Genomic DNA, 22489 nt, shown 5'->3' on the forward strand with positions numbered 1-22489 from the left:
CACCGCTGCACCACCTTCAAATTAGAGCGTTTGAGCGCGAGTTTCCGCTTTTATTTCTGAGAATAGCATAGCATATTAAGTCCAGAGTAGCGGTTAAAAGCTTTAGCATGACTGAACTTTAACCCTAAAAGGGTATTTTAATACTGTGAATTAATTGTATAATATTTTTACTAGATTTTAACCTTTATTTACGACAATGGGTAGCGTCGGAAAGCGGGGTCTTATGCCTTTAGAAAATACTCAGCTTGGTGCATATCGGTTACTTTCCCCCGTAGGTCGGGGTGGAATGGCTGAAGTATGGCTAGCAAATCAACTTAATTTGAATCGTGAAGTCGCCATAAAAATTATTCCCAATCGTAATGATACCAATGACGAGCTTAATATTACCGCTCGTTTCGAACGTGAAGCACGTGCTATTGCTCGTCTTGACCACCCTGCTATCCTGCCTGTGATTGATTTCGGTAACACTGATGAGTATCTCTATTTGGTGATGCCTTACCTACGTGGTGGTAGTTTGCAGGAACGTATCAAGCGCGAGACACTAACCCGCGTGCAGGCTTTCGAGATTTTCGGGCAAGTTTTGAGCGGGTTGACTTATGCCCACTCTCGCGGAATAATTCATCGTGATCTTAAGCCCGCTAATATACTGCTATATGATGAACGACGCGCCGTGATCGCCGATTTTGGGGTTGCTAAAACACTGGGAGAAAATGTCAATCTTACCCAAACGGGTTCAGCGGTAGGTTCACCGCTATATATGGCACCAGAACAATTTATGGGGCAAGCCGATTATCGCAGTGACCTCTATTCGATGGGTGTTATTCTGTTTCAGCTTCTCACTGGCAGGGTAGTATATTCCGGTACTACTTCGTGGGAAATTGCCACAAAGCATTTCAGCGATGCTTTACCACTGCCCGACCAGATGGTGCCGCTCCCGTTAGAGCAATTTCTTACTCGTGCTTTGCACAAGCGTCCCGAAGGACGTTTTGCAAGCGCACAAGAGATGGAAACTGCGTTTCATGAAGCTGCCCGCCGAGTCACTTCTGCCGATTTGCAGGTTAGACCTGTAAGGCAAGCGCAAGGGGCGATAGCGACTCCTTCTTCCGCACCACAATATTCCAACCCTGCTAATGTTTATACAATACCGTTAACGCCTACACCCAATCATCCCGCCACCTATTATCCGGCGAATTCAGGCGGTATTCCTACCGGGTTGCAACCAAATGTAAATTATGGCGCGGCGGTACCGCCTTATCCCACTCCTACTCCACCACCTGCCCCTGCTAAAAAATCTTCTATGCCGCTTATCATAGGTGGTGTAGCGGCAATGTTATTGGTGGCTGTTACTGCGCTACTATTGTTTGTTTTCCTCGGCAATTCTACTGCCAAAACTGCCAGTAATAGCAATGTGACGGTAGTGACAACTGTGGCAGGTAACGCCCCTTCTTTAAAGGTGCAAATTAATCCTGCTAGTGGCACTAAAGTTTCAGGTTTTGGTGTAATTACGGATATGGGCAATGGACAGGTTCGAGTTGAAATGAATATTACCGGACTAGAACCCGGTGCGCATAATTCTCACATTCATAGTGGTTCTTGCGCAAATCTCGGTCCAATCGAATATGCGCTGAACCCTTTACAAGCAGATTCGAGCGGCAAAGCACAAACTGTCACAGTTGTTTCCGCCAGTTTCGCCGAAGTTACCAGGGGCGGTTTGTATCTGAATGTCCATAATGAAACGGGTACACCGACTTATAATGCCGGTTGTGGAGATATAATCTCTTAATTATTCGATGTAAATTTTGGAGATTAGCTTCATTTGACGTTTTTGGGGGTTACAGAATTCCTAACTTGCAGTGAAAAATAATTCCAAAAGTCTCTGAAACCCCATTTTGGTCAACTATATATGTGTTTTCCTAGATCGTAGAATGTCGAGCTTTATATTTCCCTAACCCAGCATAACTAAACGCGAAAAACTGCCGTGCATCTTAATTTCAAGTTCAAACTTGACAATGGAACAAATAAATGATATTAACTTACGTGTTAGTTAGCTAAATTATTGGAGCTGTCCAGAACCTATGAAATCTGATTTAAGAACTACGGATACGAAAGAGCGGGTAATTGCCGAAGCACTGCGGCTTTATCAGCTTGGCGGTTATAGCTATCTGAATATGGATCATATTGCCAGAACTCTCAAGATTACCCGTCCTGCTCTTTATTTTCATTTTCCGGGCGGCAAAGACCAACTCATAATTGAGGTTATAAAATCTTGGGGTGAAGAAGTAATCAAGCAGGTGGAAACCGCAATTCGAGAAAATGAAGATGTCAGAACTCGCTTAAAGCATATCATGTACGGAGTTACGCTCTTACCTCTTCCCGATGATAAAGAAATAGCCCAAGCGCAACTATGCCATCTTAATCAGCAAGCACAGGAACAGATGCACCTGTTTATTATCTCGATTAACCGAATAATTACCGGTGTAATCGAGGAAGGTATTTGCAAGGGAGAGTTACGGCAGGTTGACCCTAACATTGTATTTATCAGCTTTACAGGTTTATGCCATCAGGTTGAAAAATTGCCGGTTATACGTCAATTACTTCCTCAGGAATTTGCCAATAAATTTCCTGATACTGTGGAAGAGTTAGCCGATAAACTGCTTGAGCTTTGGTTCGAGGGCATAATTGCTCGTTGTACTACCTAATTATTCGCGGCTTTAAAACTGACTTAACTGTAAGTCAGTTTACTCAAATAAATGATATCTAATTGAATATCGAAAGGATCATTTTTGATGACAAAAGGGAGAAAGTATGCCATCGCCCTAACTGCTGCGTTAGGTTTAATAATGGGCATACTCGATAATACAATTGTGAATATCGCGCTGGTGCCGATTGCTAAGGAGCTAAAGATTGATCTCAGCACTGTGCAGTGGCTGGTGACCGGTTACTTCTTGGCGCAAGCAGCAGTAATCCCGGTAGCCGGATATTTGGGAAATCGTTTCGGCAGTCGGCGCATATTCATGGGGTCTGTAGCGATATTCACCCTTGGCTCGCTATTATGTGGCGTTACACAAGACCCTACAATGCTGATCACTTTCCGCGTGCTGCAAGGTATCGGCGCGGGTGCGCTCTTCCCGTTGGGTCAGGCGCTTGCTCTCGACCCTTTCGAGCCACACGAAAGACCCGCCGCAATGTCTTTGCTGGTAATTCCTATCCTGTTGGGACCGATATTGGGACCAATTCTGGGTGGTTGGTTGAACGATAGCTTTGGATGGCAATACCTATTCCTGATTAATGTGCCAATCGGTTTTATAACCGTTTTCCTGACTTGGCGAGTTATGCCCCACGATCATCATCGTACCCCCGAAGAACTGGCTAAGAGCAAGCAGTTCGACTATGTGGGGTTGGTGCTTTCCACTATGGGTGTGTTGGGCATAGTATATGGCTTTTCGCTGGTAAATGAAGTTGACCCGGCTACCCGCACCCAACTTAACCCTTCTGGTATAGCCTATGGTTGGGGTTACTGGCTGGTGTGGACGTTGGTGGGGGTTGGAACGGCGCTGGTTGCTGCTTTCTGCCTTTACGAGTTGCGCAGACCAGACCCGATGCTGGATTTAAGAATGTTTAAGAAATATAGTTTCACTATTGCTACGATTGTTTCCTGCGTTATCAGTGGCACAGTGTTTGGGGCATTGCTACTGCTGCCCGTATTCCTGCAACAAATTCGTACGCCTCATCTTACTGCGCTAGATACCGGATTGGCATTGATTCCGCAGGGAATAGGTTCATTAATCGGAGCAGGGTTGGGCGGACCCTTATTCAATAAGCTAGGCGGACGCATTATAACCGGAGCAGGTGCAATTTTTGTAATAATTGCGCTATGGCAATTCGGTAATCTCACACCTACTACCGATGGTTGGGCGATGACTCCTTGGAACTTCTTACTTGGGATGGGGCTTGGTCTGACCTTTATACCTTCGCAAACGTTGGCTTTCCTTTCGTTGCGAGGAACGGCTCTGACCAAAGCCAGTTCGCTGCTTAATGTCACCCGTCAAATAGCCGGTTCGGTGGCTACAGCAATTACAATTACTCTGCTGGGTCAACAAACTACTTATCACTTTAATTTGTTGCAGGCTGATGCTATCAAGAATCTACCGGCAGGCGCACCCACTCCGAATCCGGCAGACCCGCAATATGCGCAAGCGATGCAGCAACTAGGCGCACAGGCGGGAACCAACGGCATTAACGATGTCTTTATCTATCTGGCAATCGGTACAGTTCTGGTGTTCTTGCTCTCCTTTGCCCTACCCAGTCGCAAGAATGTCATTGCGATGGAGGAAGAAGCCGAGCGATTGCACGGTAGTCTGGAAGTTGCGCCTATTCATATAGGATAATAACCCAAATGAATTTTAGTCTTAAGCTTGTTATTCTATGGAACAGCGTAGTTAGAAGAATGCAAGTTGTGAAGCAGATATATAGTTATTAACTAGAAAAGAGAAAAACCAATGACCAAACTTGCAGAAACAAGTTATGCAATTCACGAACTTCTCGCAAATCGCTGGAGTCCCCGCGCCTTTTCCAGCCAACCGGTGGAAGAGGAAAAACTTCTGAGTCTTTTTGAAGCGGCACGTTGGTCGCCTTCCGGCGGGAACAGTCAGCCGTGGTCTTTCATTGTCGGTACTGAAAGTGACCCGGAAACGCACCAAAAGATTTTTGATGTTTTAGTTCCCGGAAATCAGCTTTGGAATAAAAACGTTCCAGTGCTGGTGTTGTCGGTGGCAAAAATGGCTCTCCAACCCGAAAAGCCCTATCGCTGGGCTTTGTACGATGTTGGTCAGGCGGTGGCACACCTGACGGTTCAAGCAGGAGCTTTAGGCTTGTATGTCCATCAAATGGCAGGGTTCGACCCTGAAAAAGCCCGGCAAGTTTTCCAGATACCGGAAGGGTATGAGGCAGTAACCGCAATTGCAATCGGCTATCCCGGCGATGCTGACCAATTGTCTGAACCTCTTCGGGAACGCGAACTAGCGCCGCGCACTCGCAAATCTCTTTCGGAGTTTGTATTTAAAGGAAGCTGGAATCAACCATTGAAGCTACCGGAAACTGAGATTTAGGGAGATTCTTTCCAGCCCTTCTAATTATTAAAGGACTTTCGTCTGGAATGTTAAGGATGAATCTGAAACATTTCTAAGACGAAAGTCTTTTTTAGAGAACCATTGGCAATGCCGTCCAAAACTAAACTATCGTTGATTCCCATTACTGCCAGCATTTTGGCGATTGTTCCGCCTTTTCCTGCCTACTTCTGCGTATATTGGGTTCATTAAGCTTTCCTCCCACACCCTTTTCGGGATTCCACCCTTTTTTTGTACGGTTGTTCGTTAGCGAGAAACAAAAAGAGAACTTTCCAGACTTATTTCGTTTTTATTGATGTAAGATAGAAATAAGAGGGTAAATTGTACCGGATAAACAAATTTTATGAGTAATGGCATTTTGAAAAAAGCGGGAATAGGCTTTGTATCGCTGCTGATATACTTGCTGGCAGGGCTTGCGTTGTGGTTCAGCCTTTCCCATCCAAAAGAGCAGGCTAACCCGCTCATACCGCAACCTGATGCACAGGTTACTTTGTTAGCGGTGGGTGATGTAATGTTGGGTAGAGATGTAGCGTTATCTTCTGCTGCTGCGCCTGAGAAAAGTGATTATCCCTTTGCGGTCATGTCCAAACTGCGGAAAGGCGCTGACCTGATATTCGGGGATCTTGAATCGCCCATAGTCGCACCTGTGAACCGCGCAAATGCCAGTTCAGGCGGCTATCTTTTCCCGGCTGACCATGAATCGGCGGGAGCGTTAAAACGAAACGGCTTTGATATAGTAACGCTTGCAAACAATCACAGCCTTGATTATGGAATCGCAGGGTTGCGTGATACTCTAAGCAATCTGAAGTTTGCGGGGGTGGCGTATGTTGGGGCTGGTGATGATGCAGCAACGGCAAATCAGGTAGTGTATATAGAGCGGAACGGTTTGAAGCTGGCGTTTATTGCGGCTACTTCGGTCTATCCTTCCGGGTTGGATGAACTGCAGGCGGCTAGTTCTCCGGTCGCGCTATTTGAACCCAAAAAGATTCTTGAAGCGATTCGGCAAGCGCGTACACAAGCAGATGCGGTAATTGTAGCTTTGCATTGGGGCGATGAGTATAATTCGGCGGCTTCTACAGCCCAACGTGATTTTGCTACACAGGCTTCCGAAGCAGGGGCAGACCTTATAATAGGCGCACATTCGCATGTGGTCGGTGATTTTGAGATTATGAATCACACCTTTGTAGCATACAGTCTCGGTAATTTTGTGTTTGATAGTCGCTTCCCGCCAGAAACCCGCCAAAGTGTAGGACTTTACATAAAGCTGGATAAACGCGGAGTATCCGCCGTGTCAGCCGTACCGCTAAAGATTGAAGCAAACCGCCCAGATTATTATAAACCGAGTGAGCTTGAAACCGCTTTTACTGCTCTTTCGGGACACTCGCTTAACTTACCACCCACCGAAGCAGCATTCTGGAATGGTAGCGAGTGGCGAACTACTCCCGCGCTTGCCTATATGCGTGAGTCGAAAGCGGATAGCGTAAGCTTGCCCGTTTCTAGAACCGTTCAAGTCAGGGATATTGTGGCAGATAAGGGCGGCTATACCACCGGACGCGCCGTTGAAGATTTCAGCAAGGAATTGCAAACGGCCGAACGGATTGAGTTGAAGAACGGTACGTTGCGAATTTGGCGGTTTGACTTGAATAGCGCAAGCTGGAAATTGATCTGGGAAACTAAGGCGGGCTGGCAAGTAGAGCAATTTGATTTTGGAGATGCAGACGCGGACGGCAGACCTGAGTTGATGTTCAGCATGTGGAAAAACGATGGTTGGGATGACGCAGGGCAATATCGCAGCCATCCGTTTGTTTATGGTTGGCGAAGGGATGCTTTTCGTCCTGTTTGGGCAGGTTCAGCCCTAACAGACCCCATCAGGGAATTTGCGCTGACCGACCTTGCCGACGATGGCGGTAACGAACTGGTAGTGCTTGAGGGAAAATATTCGGATGAACGCACTACCCCGGCGCGTTACTTTACAATCTGGCGTTGGATGGGTTGGGGCTATGAGTTGTTATACCGAAGTGAAGCCGGTAGCTATACGGCTTTATCAGAACTTCCGGGTCAACCATATGTATTTTTCAGGCATAATTGAAAGGACTAGAAGCTAATGAGTGATCGAGTCAAATGGCTAAAAATTTATGGAATAATTGGGTTGGTAGCTCTAACGTTAAATTTGTTGCTGGCAGCATGCGGCGATGCTACCGCTACCCCTTCGGGTGTAAGCCAGACCGGAGGCGGGATTCCGTTTTTACAAAACAAAACAGCCACTCCTACCACGGCGGTGGTGGCTACGACACAGGCTATCACGGCGGCTACCTCGCTTGCTACTACGGTGGGTCAGGTTACTACCGTTGCCACTACCACAACCGCAGCGGCTACTCCGGTTGCAATCCAGCGCTATAACCCGAATTTTGCTACCTACAAAGAACAGCCCTCGACTATTAAACCGAACTTTCCTGCCTACACGGTAAATTCCGGGCTGTCGAATGTATCTAACCTTGCGGACTTTAAATTGAGCGATGCTCAGAAGAAATTACTCGAACAGAATTATTTTGCAGTGGAACCGGCTCAATTTAAGCAATTTTTTCAGGCTTATGAGAGTTTCCGGTATGACCAGATTCCAACTTACATTTCTACCGACAGCGTAACCCATGTTTACCACCTGCTATTTGATAAGCTATTACGCGATACCGAACGAAACTTTCTAACCAAAGACTTGGTTGGACTTACCACCGCGCTATATGATGCTTCGCTGGCGCAATATAACGACCTCAAGGGAACGGCGTTAGATGGCGCTGTCACCCGGAATGTAGCTTTTACGGCGGTAGCGCGCAAACTGGCAGACCCTAAAGCCGATTTGAATTCGCTTCCTGCCACCGCCGCTAAGTTAGTGGATGCTGAAATGAAGCTGATCAGTGGCACGAGCGGCTTTGCTCTCAGCCCTATCATGGGTAGTGACTATCAGGAAGATTACAGCCAGTATATCCCTCGTGGACATTACACTATATCGGATGATTTGAAGAATTATTTTAGGGGGATGATGTGGATCGGGCGCATGAATTTCAGGCTCAAGAATGACAGCGAAACTCAATCCGCTTTGTTGCTATCACAAGCAATTTTAAATGGTAAGTTTGGCAATCAGAAAGCCAAAGACCTTTGGCTACTGCTATATGAGCCAACCGCTTTCTTTGTGGGTTCTTCGGATGATTTGACCTACCTAGATTATGCGAATCTGGCAAATGCAATCTGGGGTGAGAACGGTTTGAAAGACCTTAAAACTCTAGCCGATGCTACAAAGTTCGCTCAATTCAAAAAATCGGCGGATACGCTGCCGCCTCCCAAGATTAATTCGATGTACACTCTGATAACCGAAAGTCAGGAAACCCAGATTAAGGGTATGCGGTTGATGGGGCAACGCTTTACGCTGGATGCCTATATTTTCCAGAACCTCATCTGGCGCAGGGTAGGCACTTTGGAAAAACCGCGTGACCTACCTACGGGTTTGGATGTGTTTGCCGCTTTTGGCAGTGATCAGGCGCAGAAACTTTTGCAGCAAAAAGGCGAAACCAATTATGCCAATTTCTCTACCCAATTGGATAAGGTAAAAACGCAAGTTGCTGCTATCAGCAACGACACTTGGACTCAGAACCTTTATTGGGGTTGGTTGTATAATCTCAAGCCGTTGGCAGAAAAGCGCAGCGATGGTTATCCGAAATATATGCAAAACGAACTGTGGCAGCGCAAACAACTTGTAACCGGGTTGGCAAGCTGGACGGAATTAAAGCACGATACTATCCTTTATGCCAAGCAAGTTTATGCGGAACGCGGCGGTGGCCCAGAAGATTTACCAACTGGATTTGTAGAGCCAGAACCAACCTTCTACGCACGTATAGCGGCGTTGGCGCAACTGACCCGCACCGGACTCGAACAGCGCAACCTGATTGATAAGTCCAATTCGGATGTTTTGCAAAGGTTGGAAAAAACTGCTCTAACTCTCAAAACGATTGCTGAGAAAGAGTTAACCAACCAGAAGCTTACCGATGAAGAAAAGACCTTTATCGCGTATTGGGGCGCTACCATTGAGAGTTACACCCTTGAAGCAGCCGATGCGGATTCTTCCGGTCGCAAGTATATCGACAAGCAAGATGCGGCGTTGGTAGCCGATGTAGCTACTGGTATAGATAAGGTATTGACCGAAGCAACCGGACGTGTAAATCTCATTTATGTGGCTGTGCCGATAAACGGTAAAGTCATATTGACCAAAGGGGCGGTTTATAGCCAGTATGAGTTCACGGTAAAACCTAACGAACGTTTAACCGATGAAGCATGGCAGCAACGCCTCAATGATGGCAAAGCTCCAGCTTTGGAGGATTGGAAGAAGAGCTACACTGCGCCCGGTGTAGCGGTGCAACCTGCACCCTAATACTAATAGCTGTTAACTATTTTAGCTCCGGCATTTTGAAAGCTTCAAAATAGGCTTGACAAAGTGCCGGAGTTATCGTATACTACATTCGGCTAATCAAACAAGATTGGTCAGCTAAAAATGTGTGCCTGTTTGTATTTTCCAACACCTCTTTAGGCAGGAAGGAAACTACTTTGACCCATTTCGGTAGTACAAAAAAATATCTCGAATCGCGTTTTCCAATGCGGTTGTGGGGTTATATCGAAAATCCGGGCAAATCGGTTGACTTTACCTGTTTCAGTTCAGCCTCTTACGTCCGGTAAATAACCCAGAACCTTTAATTTTAGCGCGAACTTACAATCCAATAATTTGGCTATTTGTGCTTTATTTTAAGCGTTTGTTTAATGTGCTTTGCGTCTGATACCACTTGTATTGGGATTTTGCAGGCAATTTTAAGCAAATCTGGCACAAAAATCTCAAGTTGAAGATATATAAACGGGGAAGTTAGCACAATTTCCTGAAGTAGCCTTAACTGGGAATTTTCACCACTAGCCAATTTAATTTTCTTACTTTCCGGGCTAATCTTTTTACCGGTTTATTAGGCTCGCCTTAGCAGAAAGGATGCAAAAAAATGCAGGATCGCAAAATGGAGAGAAATGAATTCCGCCTTCCTTTAGGGTGGAAAGTCGCCTTCTTCCTCGCGTTCGTTCTGGCGATCTTTATACTCGATCCTGGCATTGCGGCAACTGTAAGCCACTACGTCTTAGAGCTTCTGCATAGGGCAATCGAGTGCAAAAATGGCTGCCCCGGAAATTAATCCGGGTGTAGCGCTAATCGAGCGCACTAGTTTAGCCTCTCTCCGTTATTACGGGGAGAGGTTTTCAATTCCAGTGAACTTTACATAAGTGATAACAAGCATTTATTGATCTTCTATGGTTATAGACAAAACAGGTATAATTGGAATTATTGACAGTGACTATAGCTTGCGGAGTGCAAATCAATGGGAAATAATAATCAGATCGATTATGCTTTCAAGGTTAAGGCGGGCGAGAAAATCAAGTTACATGAATACGACCCGAATTTTACCTCCGGTTTGAAAAAGGAAGATGCCGCTGCCCATTTCGCCAAATATAGCGCAGAACTGGAAGAGCTTCAGGAATTATTGATTGCCAGCGGTTCGCATAGTGTGTTGGTAGTTTTACAAGGCATGGATACCAGTGGTAAGGATGGCACTATACGCCATGTTATGAGTACCTTGAATCCGCAAGGCTGCCGCGTGACCAGTTTTAAAGTGCCTACCGCTAATGAGCAGGCACATGATTTTCTGTGGCGAATTCATCTGGAAACTCCACAAAAAGGCGTAATTGGGATTTTCAATCGCAGCCATTACGAAGATGTGTTGGTAGTGCCGGTGCATGGGCTTAAGCCTGAAGAAGATGTTGAAAGATATTACGACCACATCAACAATTTCGAGCGATTACTTGCCGATTCTGGTACGATAATTCTTAAATTCTTCCTGCATATTTCAAAGAAAGAACAACTGGCGCGTCTTAAAGAACGTGAATTGAATCCTTCAAAAAGATGGAAAATGTCGGTAGCGGATTACAAAGAGCGCGAGTTATGGGACACGTACCAACGCTATTATGGAGAAGCCTTGAGCCGTTGTAGTACCAGTCATGCCCCTTGGTGGATTGTACCTGCTGATGCCAAGTGGTATCGGAACTTAGCAGTTGCCGAAACATTGGTGGAACATTTGAGACCGTATCGCGACAAATGGAAGAAAGCTCTGGACGAACGTGGGCAGGCTGCTATAAAGGAATTGCAAGCGGCACGCGCGAGAGGCGAGATTAATAATAACCATTCTTGAAATTTAAGGATTTGCTTGCGATATAGCCTTTCCTGCCTTATTATTAGTCGGATAATATAAACCTTACATATACAAGAAAGGTCTCATATAAGATGAAGCTTATATCAGAAGAGAATCGGGCTTTTCTTACAAAACGCTTTTCCGAAGAGCTAATAGACCCGGTGAATATAGAGCTTTACACGCTTGGGAAGTACCATACCTCGGATGAGGAAGTTACCAATGATGGCGAAGAATTCGAGGTAGTAGAAGAGGAAGCCTGTCGGCTAACTCGCCAATTATTAGCCGAGCTTTCTGATGTGTCCGAAGGAAAAATACAATTAGTAATGCATGATATGGAAACTCCTGAAGGTGTCGCAACCGCTAATCTGGAAGGAATTAATCCGGGTATGTTACCTGCGCTGGCTTATAAAGCCACCAGCCTCAAGGGTAAGTCGCATTATTATGGGCTGCCAAGCGGCTACGAGTTTGGCACAATGATTGATAATCTAATATCGCTATCCAGTGGAAAAGCCGAGTTGAGCCAGAAGGCACAGGAACAGCTACAGCACATGAATAAATCTGTTTCTTTGCTGGTTTTCGTAACCCCTACCTGACCGCATTGCCCCCCCGTCGCCAGTATGGCGCATCAGATGGCAATGTTGAATCCCCATTTTAAGGCGGAAGTGGTCGAAGCTAACGAATTTATGGAATTTTCGCAGCAATACTATGTTTTTGGCGTACCAAAAACCGTAGTAAACAATCTGCTTCAATTTGAGGGGTCTGTACCCGAATCGGCTTTTATGAATTATATAGTGCAAGCCACTAGCTGATTTGAAAAAGGCTGCCAGAATACTGTAAAGTAAGGGCGTAGAAAATGTCTGCGCCTTTTAATATTGCCGGAGAATATATGTTGAAAACACGATTTACAGAGCTTTTTGGAGTTGAGAGACCTATAGTACAGGGTGGGTTGCAGCATCTTGCGCTTGCCAAACTTGCCGCCGCCGTTTCTAACGCGGGGGGATTGGGACAAATAACCGCGGCGGCTTTTCCCGACCCGATTTCTTTCAGGGAGGAAGTACGCCTATGTAAGAGCCTTACCGATAAGCCTTTTGCTATAAACTTTGCGCTTGGACATCGCCCGATGTTTGATCTTCTTGATGTGGCATTGGAAGAAGGGGTGCGTTGTATCAGTATCACCGCCGGAAATCCCGATACAATGATTCAGCATGTGCGTAATGCCGGGCTTGCAGAGGAAGTAAAAATTCTAGTGCTGGTGGCAGGTATTCGTGCTGCGCAGAAAGCCGAAAGCCTTGGGGCACATTGTGTAATTGCGGTAGGTTACGAGGGCGGCGGGCATTTAGGACGCGATGATATAGGTACATTAGTGCTGGTTCCAAGAATATTGGATGCAGTGAAAATTCCGGTGCTGGCAAGCGGCGGTATCGGTGATGCGCGAGGTTTGGCGGCGGCGTTGGCGCTTGGCGCGTCTGGCATTGAGATGGGGACTCGTTTTGTTGCTACCCGCGAGTGTATTGCTCATCAGAACTACAAAGAAGCGCTTGTGGCTGCTCGCGAAACTGACACCGAAATTATTGAACGTTCTATCGGGCGACCGGGCAGGGCGTTAAGGGGTAAGGTATCCCAAGATATTATAAAATTGGAAGCAACCAATCCTAGCCTTGAGCAGTTATTACCCTTTATTTCCGGGGAAGTCAATAAACAAGCGGCAGTATCCGGCGAAATGGATGCAGGCTTTGTGTGGGCGGGACAAATTGCCGGATTGATAAATGATATACCCACCGTACAAGAGTTATTGGAACGAATGGCTAATGGCGCTGAAGAAATTTTGAGCAATTTGGCTAAAAATGTAGTGCAACCCAAAGCGTAGGCTACCATGAAATTTTGCCCGATGTGTGCTACTCCACTGAAAGCCCTGTTGAATTTCGGGACAATCCGTCCCACCTGTCCAATGTGCGGTTATATAGTATTTCAAGACCCAAAAGTAGTAGCGGTGGTGTTGGTAGAATATGAGGGTAAAGTTTTGCTGGGCAAGCGCAATATCAATCCCGGTTTAGGTAAATGGAGTTTTCTCAGCGGCTTTGTTGATCGCTGCGAAAAAGTAGAAGAAGCTGCCCTCCGTGAAGTAAAAGAAGAAACCAACCTTGATGTAACCCTAACAGCTTTATTGGGTGTTTACAGCGATACTAGCAACCCGAATATTTTGATAGTTTACCGGGCTGAGGTAAAGGGTAGTATTCTTGATATGACTCCTGAACCTGAGGAAGTAAGTGAACTGGCTTTCTTCAGTTTGGATGCTTTACCTGAGCTGGCTTTCCCCTTTGATGGCAAAATAATACACCATTTTGCCACAGGCGACCGCCAAATAGCGCTAGATTAACCATAAATTGTGAATTAAAAAAGGAGGGTTCTAAACACCCTCCTCTTTTTTTATTTTCTAGTAACGATCGCGACCGCCACGGTCACCACCGCCGTAACCACCGCGGTCACCGCCACGGTCACCACCGCCGCCGTAACCGCCGCCGCCGCCGTAACCGCCGCGACCACCGCCGCCGCGATTACCACCGCCACCGCGAGGTGCGCCTTCTTCACGAGGGCGAGCTTCGTTTACTGCAATAGGACGACCCATAAGCATATAACCATCGAACATCTGGATTGCTTTGGTGGCATCTTCTTTAGTGTTCATTTCTACAAAGCCAAAGCCGCGTGGACGTTGGGTATCGCGATCAGTCACGATGCGAGTAGAGATAACTTCACCTGCCTGCTCAAACAGTTGTTGCAGAGAGTCCTCGGTCGCTTTAAAAGACAAGTTGCCGACAAACAGTTTAACCGTCATACTAAAACTAACCTTCACTTTCTTTCCCCAAAGGGAAGTGATAACAAAAAATATACCATATACAGCTACAAGCATATCAGGCTGTGTCATTTTCACAGCCTTACCTAGACTTTACTACCAAGTCCGGATAAGCTCATACTCAAAACGGGTTCGATCCGGCTTAAACCTGTTTGCGGGACGGTAATACAGAAAGCCCCACTGTTTTCCGGGAGGTGGACACGAATCAGATTCGAGGTTCGAGTGCCAGGCTTGCTCTTGAATTTTTGAGGATGGAACTCTACTAACCAACTATCCTTCGGTACGCGGTAAAATAATAATACGCGGTTTAACCACGTGGAGCGTACACGCCCCACCTACATTATAGCAAAGGAATACGGTCTGTCAAATACTTTGGATTGAATTTTTTAAAATTCAGTTGCCCATATTATTTAACTTTTTTAATCTAATAGATGATTAAACTTTCAATCTTTACGAGAGTTTGAGTGTTACCGTTTTTATAAGTATTTTAACTCTGGCTACAAACATTTTCTGCCTACTATGCTATACTGAGCTAAAATAATGTCTAGAAAATAGGTTGATAGAATTGCGTTTCGTCGTATTGCCGGATTTGCATTTTTCTGAATACTCGCTGGGTTCGCTAAGACAGTTGCGAGATGAGTTTTATTTACGTCTTTTTCGCACAGTCAAAAAGTTCGAACCGGAACTGGTTTTCCTTGCCGGAGACGCTTCAAATAATAGTCACCCGGATGAGTTTGATGGTCTGCGAACATGTGCCCGCCGTGCCGGTATTGAGCAGCTATATCTAGCCAATGGCAATCATGACCTCTGGAAAATGAGCCGTCGCGAAGTAGCTTATTATACTTCTAATCCATCCCCCAGTTATTATGAGATAGAGGCAAATACAGAAGGAAGTAAAGTCAGTAAGTTTTTGGTGCTGGACACCTCCACTCCCAGACATCGCACCGATACAAGGGGCATAGTTGACCCAGAGCAGCTAAACTGGTTATCGCAGCAACTTGATAACACCTCAAGTGGTCCTGTTTTTATTATTGCCCATCACCCTTTAAACGAATTATTACAGCGCACACGCATTCCTGATTTCCACATTACCAACAGTAGTGAAGTATTGGAAATACTCGAAGGTTGGAATAAAGGTCCCGGCTTTTATTTCTGTGGTCATACCCACACTCATAAGTTAGTGCGCCAGAATAATTGGTTTTTACTTCAGTTAAACGCACCCCTTAACAGCCTGAACTTTCCAGTGATAGAGGTTAATAACAATGAGGTTCAGATCAGTTTCGCCCGCATAGAAGGTGGTGACGAGACGGCACGTATGAGCAGATTACTTGCTCTGGTGCAATATCATATCACCGGATTTTCTCCTCGTCGCGACATCCCGGAATATCATAAAAAAATAATGATTGAGTGGTAAAAAAAGCGGTGGAATAACTCCACCGCCCCGCTGCTTATTATTAGGCAGGTCCTATGAGATTTGATGTTACTACCGCCGAGGAAAGCACCCCCGGAATACCAGCACCCGGATGAGTACCAGCCCCTACAATATACAGGTTCGAAATATCTTCAGAACGATTATGCGGTCTGAACCACGCCGATTGGAGCAAGGTCGGTTGCACTGAGAAGCCCGTTCCCAGATAACTATTAAGCTCGTTTTCAAAATAGCGCGGGTCTACCATGTGTTCCATAACAATATGCTTGCTCAAATCGGGCAAGTAATTCTTTTCAAGGAAATTCATGATTGCATCCCTATAGGGCTTTGCCTGAGTACTCCAATCTATACCGGAACGTTGGTTAGGTACGGGTGAAAGTACGTAAAAGGTTTCATGCCCTTCCGGCGCAACGCTTGGGTCGGTTTTGGTAGGCATGTGTAGGTACAGGGAAAAGTTTTTGGAAAGCTTCTTGGTCTTGAAGATGTCTTGTATCAAGCCTCTATAACTTTCGTCCAGAATGATATTGTGATGCGCCAGCTTGCCATCGTTATAGCGCTTGTTTGTCCCGAAATATATCACCATTAGCGACATGCTATAAGATGTTCGCCGCTCATAACGCTGGTTGGTATTCTTTTTTCTAGCTTGCGGTGCTATCAATTCACGATATGTATTTGCCACATCTCCATTTGAAACAACGATGTCGGAGTGGTGAATCGTACCACCGCGCAGCATTATTCCGGTAGCCTTTCCATTCTGCACCAGTATCTGTTGCACTTCGCTATTTAAGTTTAACTTGCCGCCTAGTTCTTCAAAAAGCTTGACCATAGCAGAGACGATAGCGTTTGTACCGCCCATTGCATAAAGAATACCCCATTCTTGCTCAAGGTAATCCACCAGCGCATAGATCGAAGAAGCTACAAAAGGGTTGCCGCCAATCAAAAGCGGATGGAATGAAAAGCAACGCCGTATAAATTCATCCTTGAAGAACTTGGATACATAGGTATAAACACTTAGGTAGGATTTTAGCTTGATGAGATCGGGCGCGACCTTGAGCATATCGGTAAATTTTAGAAAGGGTTTATCCGATAGTTCCAGAAAACCTTTCTTGAAAATAGCGTAAGATGATTTCATGAAAGGCGCATAGGCATCTCGATCAGCCGGGCTTATTTTAGCGATTTCCCTTAATACATCTTCTTCATTACTGGTGTAATCAAAATGTCTGCCAATATGGTCAAAGATACGGTAATAGGGATTGCATAAAACTAGTTCAAAATAGTCCTCGCGTTTTTTCCCGGCAGCCTTCCAAAGGTCATCGAGCATGAATGGCGCGGTAATTACGGTTGGTCCAGCATCGAACTTGAAACCATCTTTTTCGAAAACGTAAGCCCGCCCACCGGGTTTATCTCTTTTTTCAAAAATCTCGACTTCGTGTCCTTGTGCAGCAAGGCGAATAGCCGCTGCCAGACCGCCGAATCCACTGCCAATGACTATTATCCGTTTTTTCATAAAATTCCCCTAGGTCTTTTAGACAAATTAGGAAAACACCTATAGTGCTTTCGATTTATAGTAATGTAAATCTCATTGCGATAAGGTAGCAAGACTTACAAATCGTGAAAATATATACAAGTGATTTTAGAGCATACTTCAGTATGCGAACTGCATAGTAACAGAAAAGTCAGTTCGGTTCATTGAAACCAGCCTGACCTTACTGATTTTATATCAAAATGAAATTCTAGCGGTTGGAAGCAACTTTCAATTCAAGTGAAATTTGGTAGCTTTAGCGGTGGAGGTCTTACAACTTCCAAGTTACAAAGCGCTGGCATATAGCCATAAGCGCCCTACTTCAATATAATGCCTAGACAACAAAATTTGGAGAACTTATGCTATTCGCCTGAATGGCAACTTAATCAAGCTAAAGGATAGAAATATATATGCAAAATGGAAATAAAAAAGAATTGGCAACCCTTGCGGGCGGTTGCTTTTGGTGTTTGGAAGCGGTTTACGATGAGCTAAAAGGCGTTGAGGACGTTGTATCAGGCTACGCAGGTGGGAAGGTTAAAAACCCAACTTACAAACAGGTTTGTGCCGGAACCACCGGGCATGCCGAAGTAGTTCAGCTTACTTTCAACCCAGCGGTAGTTTCCTTTGAGGAACTTTTGCAGGTCTTTTTCACCATCCATGACCCAACCACTTTGAATCGACAAGGGCATGATGTAGGTACTCAATACCGTTCGGCGATTTTCTACCATAGTGACGAGCAAAGGGTTATTGCCGAAAGAGTCATTGCCGAACAGAATAGTTCCAAAATATGGGATGCGCCGATTGTTACAGAAGTAGTACCTATATCAGAATATTATCCGGCAGAGGATTACCATCAGGAATATTACGCCAATAATTCTCAACAGCCTTATTGCAGGGCGGTAGTAGCGCCTAAAGTTGCCAAATTCCGCAAATATTACCTTGATAAGCTCAAGAAGTAGGTTTTAGCCTCTTGGCGAATATCCTCTCAGCTTGAATCTGCTAGAATACACACTACCATATGTGCTTGTTCTAATAAGGGTCTTGTGCTAGATAAAACAAAATACCCTCCGAAACGTATAGAAGGTGCGAATCAACCTATACCAATCGGAGGGATAAAAACATGATAACCAATTTCGAAGATTTTTGCACTTGGGCTTTCGTTATCATTGATGATCTGTGGAAAGAGCTAAGCCCAGCTTTTACACGCACTGGACCACAACCAGCATGCTCTGATAGTGAGCTTATTACCCTGGCTGTGGTGGGTGAGTGTAAAGGCTGGGATCAGGAAACAGAACTGATTAGCAACTGGCGAAACTACCAGTACTTGTTCCTACATATCCCAGAACGTAGTCGCTTCAACCGACGCAGACGTAATCTGATGGGAGCAATCAATTGTATTCGGCAGTCTCTGTTAGCTTTACTGGACCTGGCACAGGAACAGCAAACTGTGCTGGATAGTCTACCTTTACCGATTATCGAGTTTAGGCACGCTCATTTTTCGCCTGCACGCTCTTATTGGAGCAGTCAGGGAGCTCGTTATGGTAAGGTCGCCACTAAGAAACAAACTATTTTTGGCTACAAGTTGCAGTTGCTGGTGACCTTCAATGGTGTAATAGTAGACTTTGAGTTAGCGGGGGCGAACCAGCCTGATTTAAGGGTGGGGCTAGAATTACTAGAAAACCACCCAGGTTTAACAGTGGTACGGGATAAAGCTTATATCAGCCAGTGTACTGTTTACCCGTAGCAACACCCTCTACTATTCTTCGACACTTCGTAGCCCCCCTGAGAGAGCAATAGCTCCTTCCCATCAGGCTATTTCCCCCTGGTATTTGTCTGGAAATTCGTTTTCCACTTCTTTTGCCTTCTTCAATTACACTCCCCACCGTACATACCACTCCTCTTCCGCTTCCAGACCGCAAAAGTACACCTCTAACCTTCCGGCTTTCCGGCTGGCGTGCTGCCTTTCTCCCTTTTCAGCTATTCCGGCTAGCTATCGAAGGCGATGCCCTGCCTCGCTCTGGTTCTCATTCCCGCTAGCCGCCGCTCACTCTTTGCTTCCTTCAACCGTAACTTCAGAAATTCCTCATAACCTAACTCTTGTCCGATCAAGCCCTTGATTGCTACCCGTTTCACTTCACGCTGTTCATTCCAAAACACCAATTGTCCTTGTACGCCGTCCACTTCCGCCTGCACATACTTCCCCGCCAGTTCTTTTCCTACATAGTAGTGGTGTTTATCTACTCGAACTGTCCCCTTATGATCGGCTTTGCGCAGGTATCTCAAGCCGTGACAGCTTTTTATCCACTGGAGTGAACCCTGGAATACCAGACCACAAACTAAGAAGAAATGGGTAGAATAGAAGGAGCTTAGTTTGAGAAAGGACTGGAAAAATGCAGGGAAGAAGCTTTAATCCCGAGTTTAAGCTAAAAATAGTGAGAGCAGTACTGAGCGGGGAGAAAACCGTAATCCAAGTGTGCCGAGAGCATAATCTGAGTGAGAGCCTGATCCATAACTGGAAGAAATTATACCGGGAAAAGGGAGAAGTCGCCTTCACAACTGCTACCCAATCCCGTACTACCCCTGCTACCACTGAGCAGCAGGAGATAACCGCTCTCAGGCAGCGGGTAGCAGAACTGGAACGGCTGGCTGGTCAGCAGGCTCTTGAAATTTCTATCTTAAAAAAAGTCTCGGAGATGCTGAATACCTCAGCGTCGCCCAACGGTGTGAAATGATCGGTGGGTTATACCGGCTCAGCCAAAAGCAAGGACTGGGCTATTCTCTGAGGAAATTATGTCACCTGTTTAGGGTCAATCGGGCTTGGTATTACCAACGCCAAAATAAGGTGGAAAAAGCCAACCCGGAGGAGGAAAGCCTGAAGCAACGGGTGGAGCAAATACTAGGTACTTACAGCGGCTATGGCTATCGGCGCGTAACCAAAGCCTTACAGAAGGGTGGGGAAAAGATCAACCACAAGCGAGTGAGGCGCTTGCTGAAGAAATGGGGTTTAAGCTGGAAACGGTGGAAAAGGAGAAAACCACTGACCAGTGTCAATGATCCTAAAGCTGCCAGAGAGGCAAATCGGTTGGTGACGGCTAAACAAGCTGGGGAGATCAACGCCCCGAATCGGGCTTGGGTAGGGGATGTGTTGTTCGTAGCCACCAAAAAAGAGGAAGGTTACCTAGCAACTTTATTGGATGGGTTCAGCCGGAAAGTGGTAGGCTGGGCAGTGAGCCGTCACAATGATACTCAGTTGACCCTGCGGGCCTTGCAAATGGCAATAGGGCAGAGGCGACCAGAAGCAGGTTTGATCCATCACACCGACAAGGGCTCGAACTACACCAGTCGAGAGTATCGTGAGCAGTTAACTGCAATCGGGGCGGTAGTAAGCCACAGCCAACCGGGGCGACCGCAGCAGAACGGGATGGCGGAGAGCTTTAACAAGACGGTTAGTTATGAGAAACTCTATTTAGAAGAATTTCAGAATTTGGCAGAGGTAGCAGTGGGTTTGGAACATTGGCTAGAACGGATTTATAATGAAGGTCGCTTACATTCGTCTTTGGGTTACTTAGCCCCAGTAGAATTTGAACATAACTGGTTGGCTCAAAAGCAGCTAGAATGTGGTCTGGTCATATAGGGGGCATTCCAGGAACCCCTTCTTTTAAACTAAACCCATAACCCCTGTTGACGGAATTGTCACCTTCGCAAAGTGAGCCAACGGATGGTATTATATAACCAAAAGCACTGAATGGAGTGTTTTTTATACATAGGAGGTCTTAAGTTACTTGTTCACTTTTCTTATCATCGGGCTTGAAATATTAGCTCTTGCTGGTGGGCAAATATTGTGGAAAAAAGGCATTGACCAATCGGGTGGAATCCTAAAAGATGGGGAATCCATTTGGATTTCCCTTTTCCATTTATTTACTAACTACACTTTTCTGGTGGGTTGTATTTTTTATGGGATTTCAATGCTAGTTTGGTTTTATCTCCTATCGCGCTTTGATCTGAGCTATATATACCCATTTATTAGTCTGACCTATGTTGTAACCCTATTAGGAGCAAAATTTATTTTGAGAGAAGATGTGACTTTCCAGCAAGGATTAGCAGTGGGTTTTATTTGCTTAGGAGTAGCATTGATGGGCAGCCGATAAACAAAGCCATACTTGAACTTAAAAGGGGTTTTATGGGCGATAAAGAAGATGTCTGGATTGTAGTCCCGGCGTACAAAGAAGAAGCAGTAATTGGGTTGGTACTTCAAAACTTGATGCAAACAGGGTATCGGGTGGTCGTAGTTGACGACGGTTCAAATGATAATACGGCAAAAGAAGTCCTCAAATACCCTGTTACCCTGCTACGCCATTGTTATAACCTAGGGCAAGGTGCCGCTTTACAAACAGGAATCAGCTACGCACTAACCTTCTCCACAACAAAGTATATTGTTACTTTCGATTCTGATGGTCAGCACCAAGTGCAAGATATAGAAAAATTACTTAATCCTCTAAGAAGCGGTACTCATGAAGTAACTCTAGGTTCGCGCTTCCTAGAAAAAAATGGGACTATTAATCTTCCTCTTAGCAAGAGAATAATGCTTCACTTAGCCCTAGCTTTCAGTCGCTTTAGCACACATCTAAAATTAACAGATACGCATAATGGTCTTCGAGCCTTTACTACTAGAGCTGCCTCAAAAATTTCTATTAAACAAAATCGAATGGCGCATGCCTCCGAAATATTATCTCAAATTAGTGACCATAAGCTTAAATACTGTGAAATACCAGTGACCATAATTTATACTGATTATTCTAAAGCTAAAGGACAGAGTCTCTTAAATAGTATTAACATTATCTGGGATTTAGTACGAGGTAATCTCAAATGATCAGTCAGTTTGTTTTTTTGAGCGGGTTGCTCATTTTACTAATTTATGTGTTTCGATTCAGGAGCCTATTGACTGATAGAATTATCTATCTAAGTATTTTATTGGTTGGAATTATTGCAGTTATCTATCCGGAGTTGACAACAGCAATAGCAAAAAAGTTGGAAATAGGACGGGGTGCTGATTTAATCTTTTATTCTTTTATAATTTTCAGCTTATTTCAAATGTTTAATCAAGCCTCTCATTATAAAAAAATGGAAGCTCAAATAACCTCGCTAATTAGGAACCAAGCTATCAGTAATCCTATGGAAGGCATATCAGATAAAATAACCGCTCAAGTTTTGATGGAAGACGGTGAATTTAAGGATTCAGATAGCAGCGAGCATTAAACTAGAGGACACAAACCATCAATCTGTAAGGAGTGCACC

Annotated in this window: 20 protein-coding genes and 2 pseudogenes; 19 read left to right on the forward strand and 3 right to left on the reverse strand. The window is 45.2% G+C overall.

Annotated features, from left to right (window positions below):
• The first annotated feature begins 223 nt into the window (after nt 1–223).
• The 11 genes and pseudogenes from OZ401_RS15635 to OZ401_RS15685 all read left to right on the forward strand — a co-directional run bounded on the left by OZ401_RS15635 (nt 224) and on the right by OZ401_RS15685 (nt 13769).
• A complete protein-coding gene (locus tag OZ401_RS15635; RefSeq protein WP_341471388.1) occupies nt 224–1783 on the forward strand; it encodes a serine/threonine-protein kinase in 1560 nt (519 codons plus the stop codon).
• Between the two features lie 292 nt (nt 1784–2075).
• Nucleotides 2076–2699 carry a TetR/AcrR family transcriptional regulator gene (locus tag OZ401_RS15640; RefSeq protein ID WP_341471389.1) on the forward strand — a complete coding sequence of 208 codons (624 nt, stop codon included), beginning with the start codon at nt 2076–2078 and terminating at the stop codon, nt 2697–2699.
• An 87-nt stretch (nt 2700–2786) separates the two neighbouring features.
• Nucleotides 2787–4388, forward strand: coding sequence for a DHA2 family efflux MFS transporter permease subunit (locus tag OZ401_RS15645; RefSeq protein WP_341471390.1), 1602 nt, complete (start codon nt 2787–2789; stop codon nt 4386–4388).
• Between the two features lie 111 nt (nt 4389–4499).
• Complete coding sequence (locus tag OZ401_RS15650; protein ID WP_341471391.1) at nt 4500–5108, forward strand: nitroreductase family protein; 609 nt, start codon at nt 4500–4502, stop codon at nt 5106–5108.
• A 361-nt stretch (nt 5109–5469) separates the two neighbouring features.
• Nucleotides 5470–7215, forward strand: a complete 1746-nt coding sequence (locus OZ401_RS15655; protein WP_341471392.1) for a CapA family protein — start codon at nt 5470–5472, stop codon at nt 7213–7215.
• A gap of 15 nt (nt 7216–7230) precedes the next feature.
• On the forward strand, nt 7231–9546 hold the full coding sequence (locus OZ401_RS15660) for a DUF3160 domain-containing protein (protein WP_341471393.1): 2316 nt from the start codon (nt 7231–7233) through the stop codon (nt 9544–9546).
• 979 nt (nt 9547–10525) lie between these two features.
• Entirely contained in the window at nt 10526–11392 is an 867-nt protein-coding gene (locus OZ401_RS15665) for a PPK2 family polyphosphate kinase (RefSeq protein ID WP_341471394.1), read from the forward strand.
• 92 nt (nt 11393–11484) lie between these two features.
• Nucleotides 11485–11985 carry a hypothetical protein gene (locus tag OZ401_RS15670; protein ID WP_341471395.1) on the forward strand — a complete coding sequence of 167 codons (501 nt, stop codon included), beginning with the start codon at nt 11485–11487 and terminating at the stop codon, nt 11983–11985.
• A 12-nt stretch (nt 11986–11997) separates the two neighbouring features.
• A pseudogene (locus tag OZ401_RS15675) lies at nt 11998–12201 on the forward strand (thioredoxin family protein); the annotation flags it as partial.
• Nucleotides 12202–12278: 77 nt separating this feature from the next.
• Entirely contained in the window at nt 12279–13259 is a 981-nt protein-coding gene (locus OZ401_RS15680; protein WP_341471396.1) for an NAD(P)H-dependent flavin oxidoreductase, read from the forward strand.
• 21 nt (nt 13260–13280) lie between these two features.
• Nucleotides 13281–13769, forward strand: a complete 489-nt coding sequence (locus OZ401_RS15685; protein ID WP_341471397.1) for an NUDIX hydrolase — start codon at nt 13281–13283, stop codon at nt 13767–13769.
• A gap of 57 nt (nt 13770–13826) precedes the next feature.
• On the opposite strand, the gene OZ401_RS15690 is transcribed toward OZ401_RS15685, so the two are convergent.
• On the reverse strand, nt 13827–14225 hold the full coding sequence (locus tag OZ401_RS15690; RefSeq protein ID WP_341471398.1) for an RNA recognition motif domain-containing protein: 399 nt from the start codon (nt 14223–14225) through the stop codon (nt 13827–13829).
• 583 nt (nt 14226–14808) lie between these two features.
• On the opposite strand from OZ401_RS15690, the gene OZ401_RS15695 reads away from it, so the two are divergent.
• Nucleotides 14809–15657: a metallophosphoesterase family protein gene (locus tag OZ401_RS15695; protein ID WP_341471399.1), complete on the forward strand. Its 849-nt coding sequence runs from the start codon at nt 14809–14811 to the stop codon at nt 15655–15657.
• A 40-nt stretch (nt 15658–15697) separates the two neighbouring features.
• Here OZ401_RS15695 and OZ401_RS15700 read toward each other — a convergent pair whose 3' ends face one another.
• On the reverse strand, nt 15698–17179 hold the full coding sequence (locus tag OZ401_RS15700) for a phytoene desaturase (protein WP_341471400.1): 1482 nt from the start codon (nt 17177–17179) through the stop codon (nt 15698–15700).
• Nucleotides 17180–17604: 425 nt separating this feature from the next.
• Between OZ401_RS15700 and msrA the strand changes: the two genes are divergently transcribed.
• Nucleotides 17605–18153 (forward strand): peptide-methionine (S)-S-oxide reductase MsrA, encoded by a 549-nt coding sequence (msrA, locus tag OZ401_RS15705; RefSeq protein ID WP_341471401.1) that lies wholly within the window; start codon nt 17605–17607, stop codon nt 18151–18153.
• Nucleotides 18154–18314: 161 nt separating this feature from the next.
• Nucleotides 18315–18920 (forward strand): annotated as a pseudogene (locus tag OZ401_RS15710) (transposase); the annotation flags it as partial.
• Nucleotides 18921–19180: 260 nt separating this feature from the next.
• Here OZ401_RS15710 and OZ401_RS15715 read toward each other — a convergent pair.
• The gene (locus OZ401_RS15715) at nt 19181–19477 is read right to left on the reverse strand and encodes a hypothetical protein (RefSeq protein ID WP_341471403.1); all 297 of its coding nucleotides are present in this window, start codon (nt 19475–19477) and stop codon (nt 19181–19183) included.
• A gap of 107 nt (nt 19478–19584) precedes the next feature.
• Here OZ401_RS15715 and OZ401_RS15720 point away from each other — a divergent pair, with 107 nt between their 5' ends.
• From OZ401_RS15720 to OZ401_RS15740, 5 genes are all read left to right on the forward strand, one after another.
• Nucleotides 19585–19926, forward strand: coding sequence for a transposase (locus tag OZ401_RS15720; RefSeq protein WP_341469227.1), 342 nt, complete (start codon nt 19585–19587; stop codon nt 19924–19926).
• Nucleotides 19923–20828: an IS3 family transposase gene (locus tag OZ401_RS15725; RefSeq protein ID WP_341471404.1), complete on the forward strand. Its 906-nt coding sequence runs from the start codon at nt 19923–19925 to the stop codon at nt 20826–20828. The genes OZ401_RS15720 and OZ401_RS15725 overlap by 4 nt, the downstream gene beginning before the upstream one ends.
• 148 nt (nt 20829–20976) lie before the next feature.
• Entirely contained in the window at nt 20977–21342 is a 366-nt protein-coding gene (locus OZ401_RS15730; protein WP_341471405.1) for a DMT family transporter, read from the forward strand.
• A gap of 32 nt (nt 21343–21374) precedes the next feature.
• Nucleotides 21375–22064: a glycosyltransferase family 2 protein gene (locus OZ401_RS15735; RefSeq protein ID WP_341471406.1), complete on the forward strand. Its 690-nt coding sequence runs from the start codon at nt 21375–21377 to the stop codon at nt 22062–22064.
• The gene (locus OZ401_RS15740) at nt 22061–22450 is read left to right on the forward strand and encodes a DUF2304 domain-containing protein (protein WP_341471407.1); all 390 of its coding nucleotides are present in this window, start codon (nt 22061–22063) and stop codon (nt 22448–22450) included. The genes OZ401_RS15735 and OZ401_RS15740 overlap by 4 nt, the downstream gene beginning before the upstream one ends.
• The last annotated feature ends 39 nt before the right edge of the window (nt 22451–22489 follow it).

The organism is Candidatus Chlorohelix allophototropha, from assembly GCF_030389965.1.
GTDB classification, from domain to species: domain Bacteria; phylum Chloroflexota; class Chloroflexia; order Chloroheliales; family Chloroheliaceae; genus Chlorohelix; species Chlorohelix allophototropha.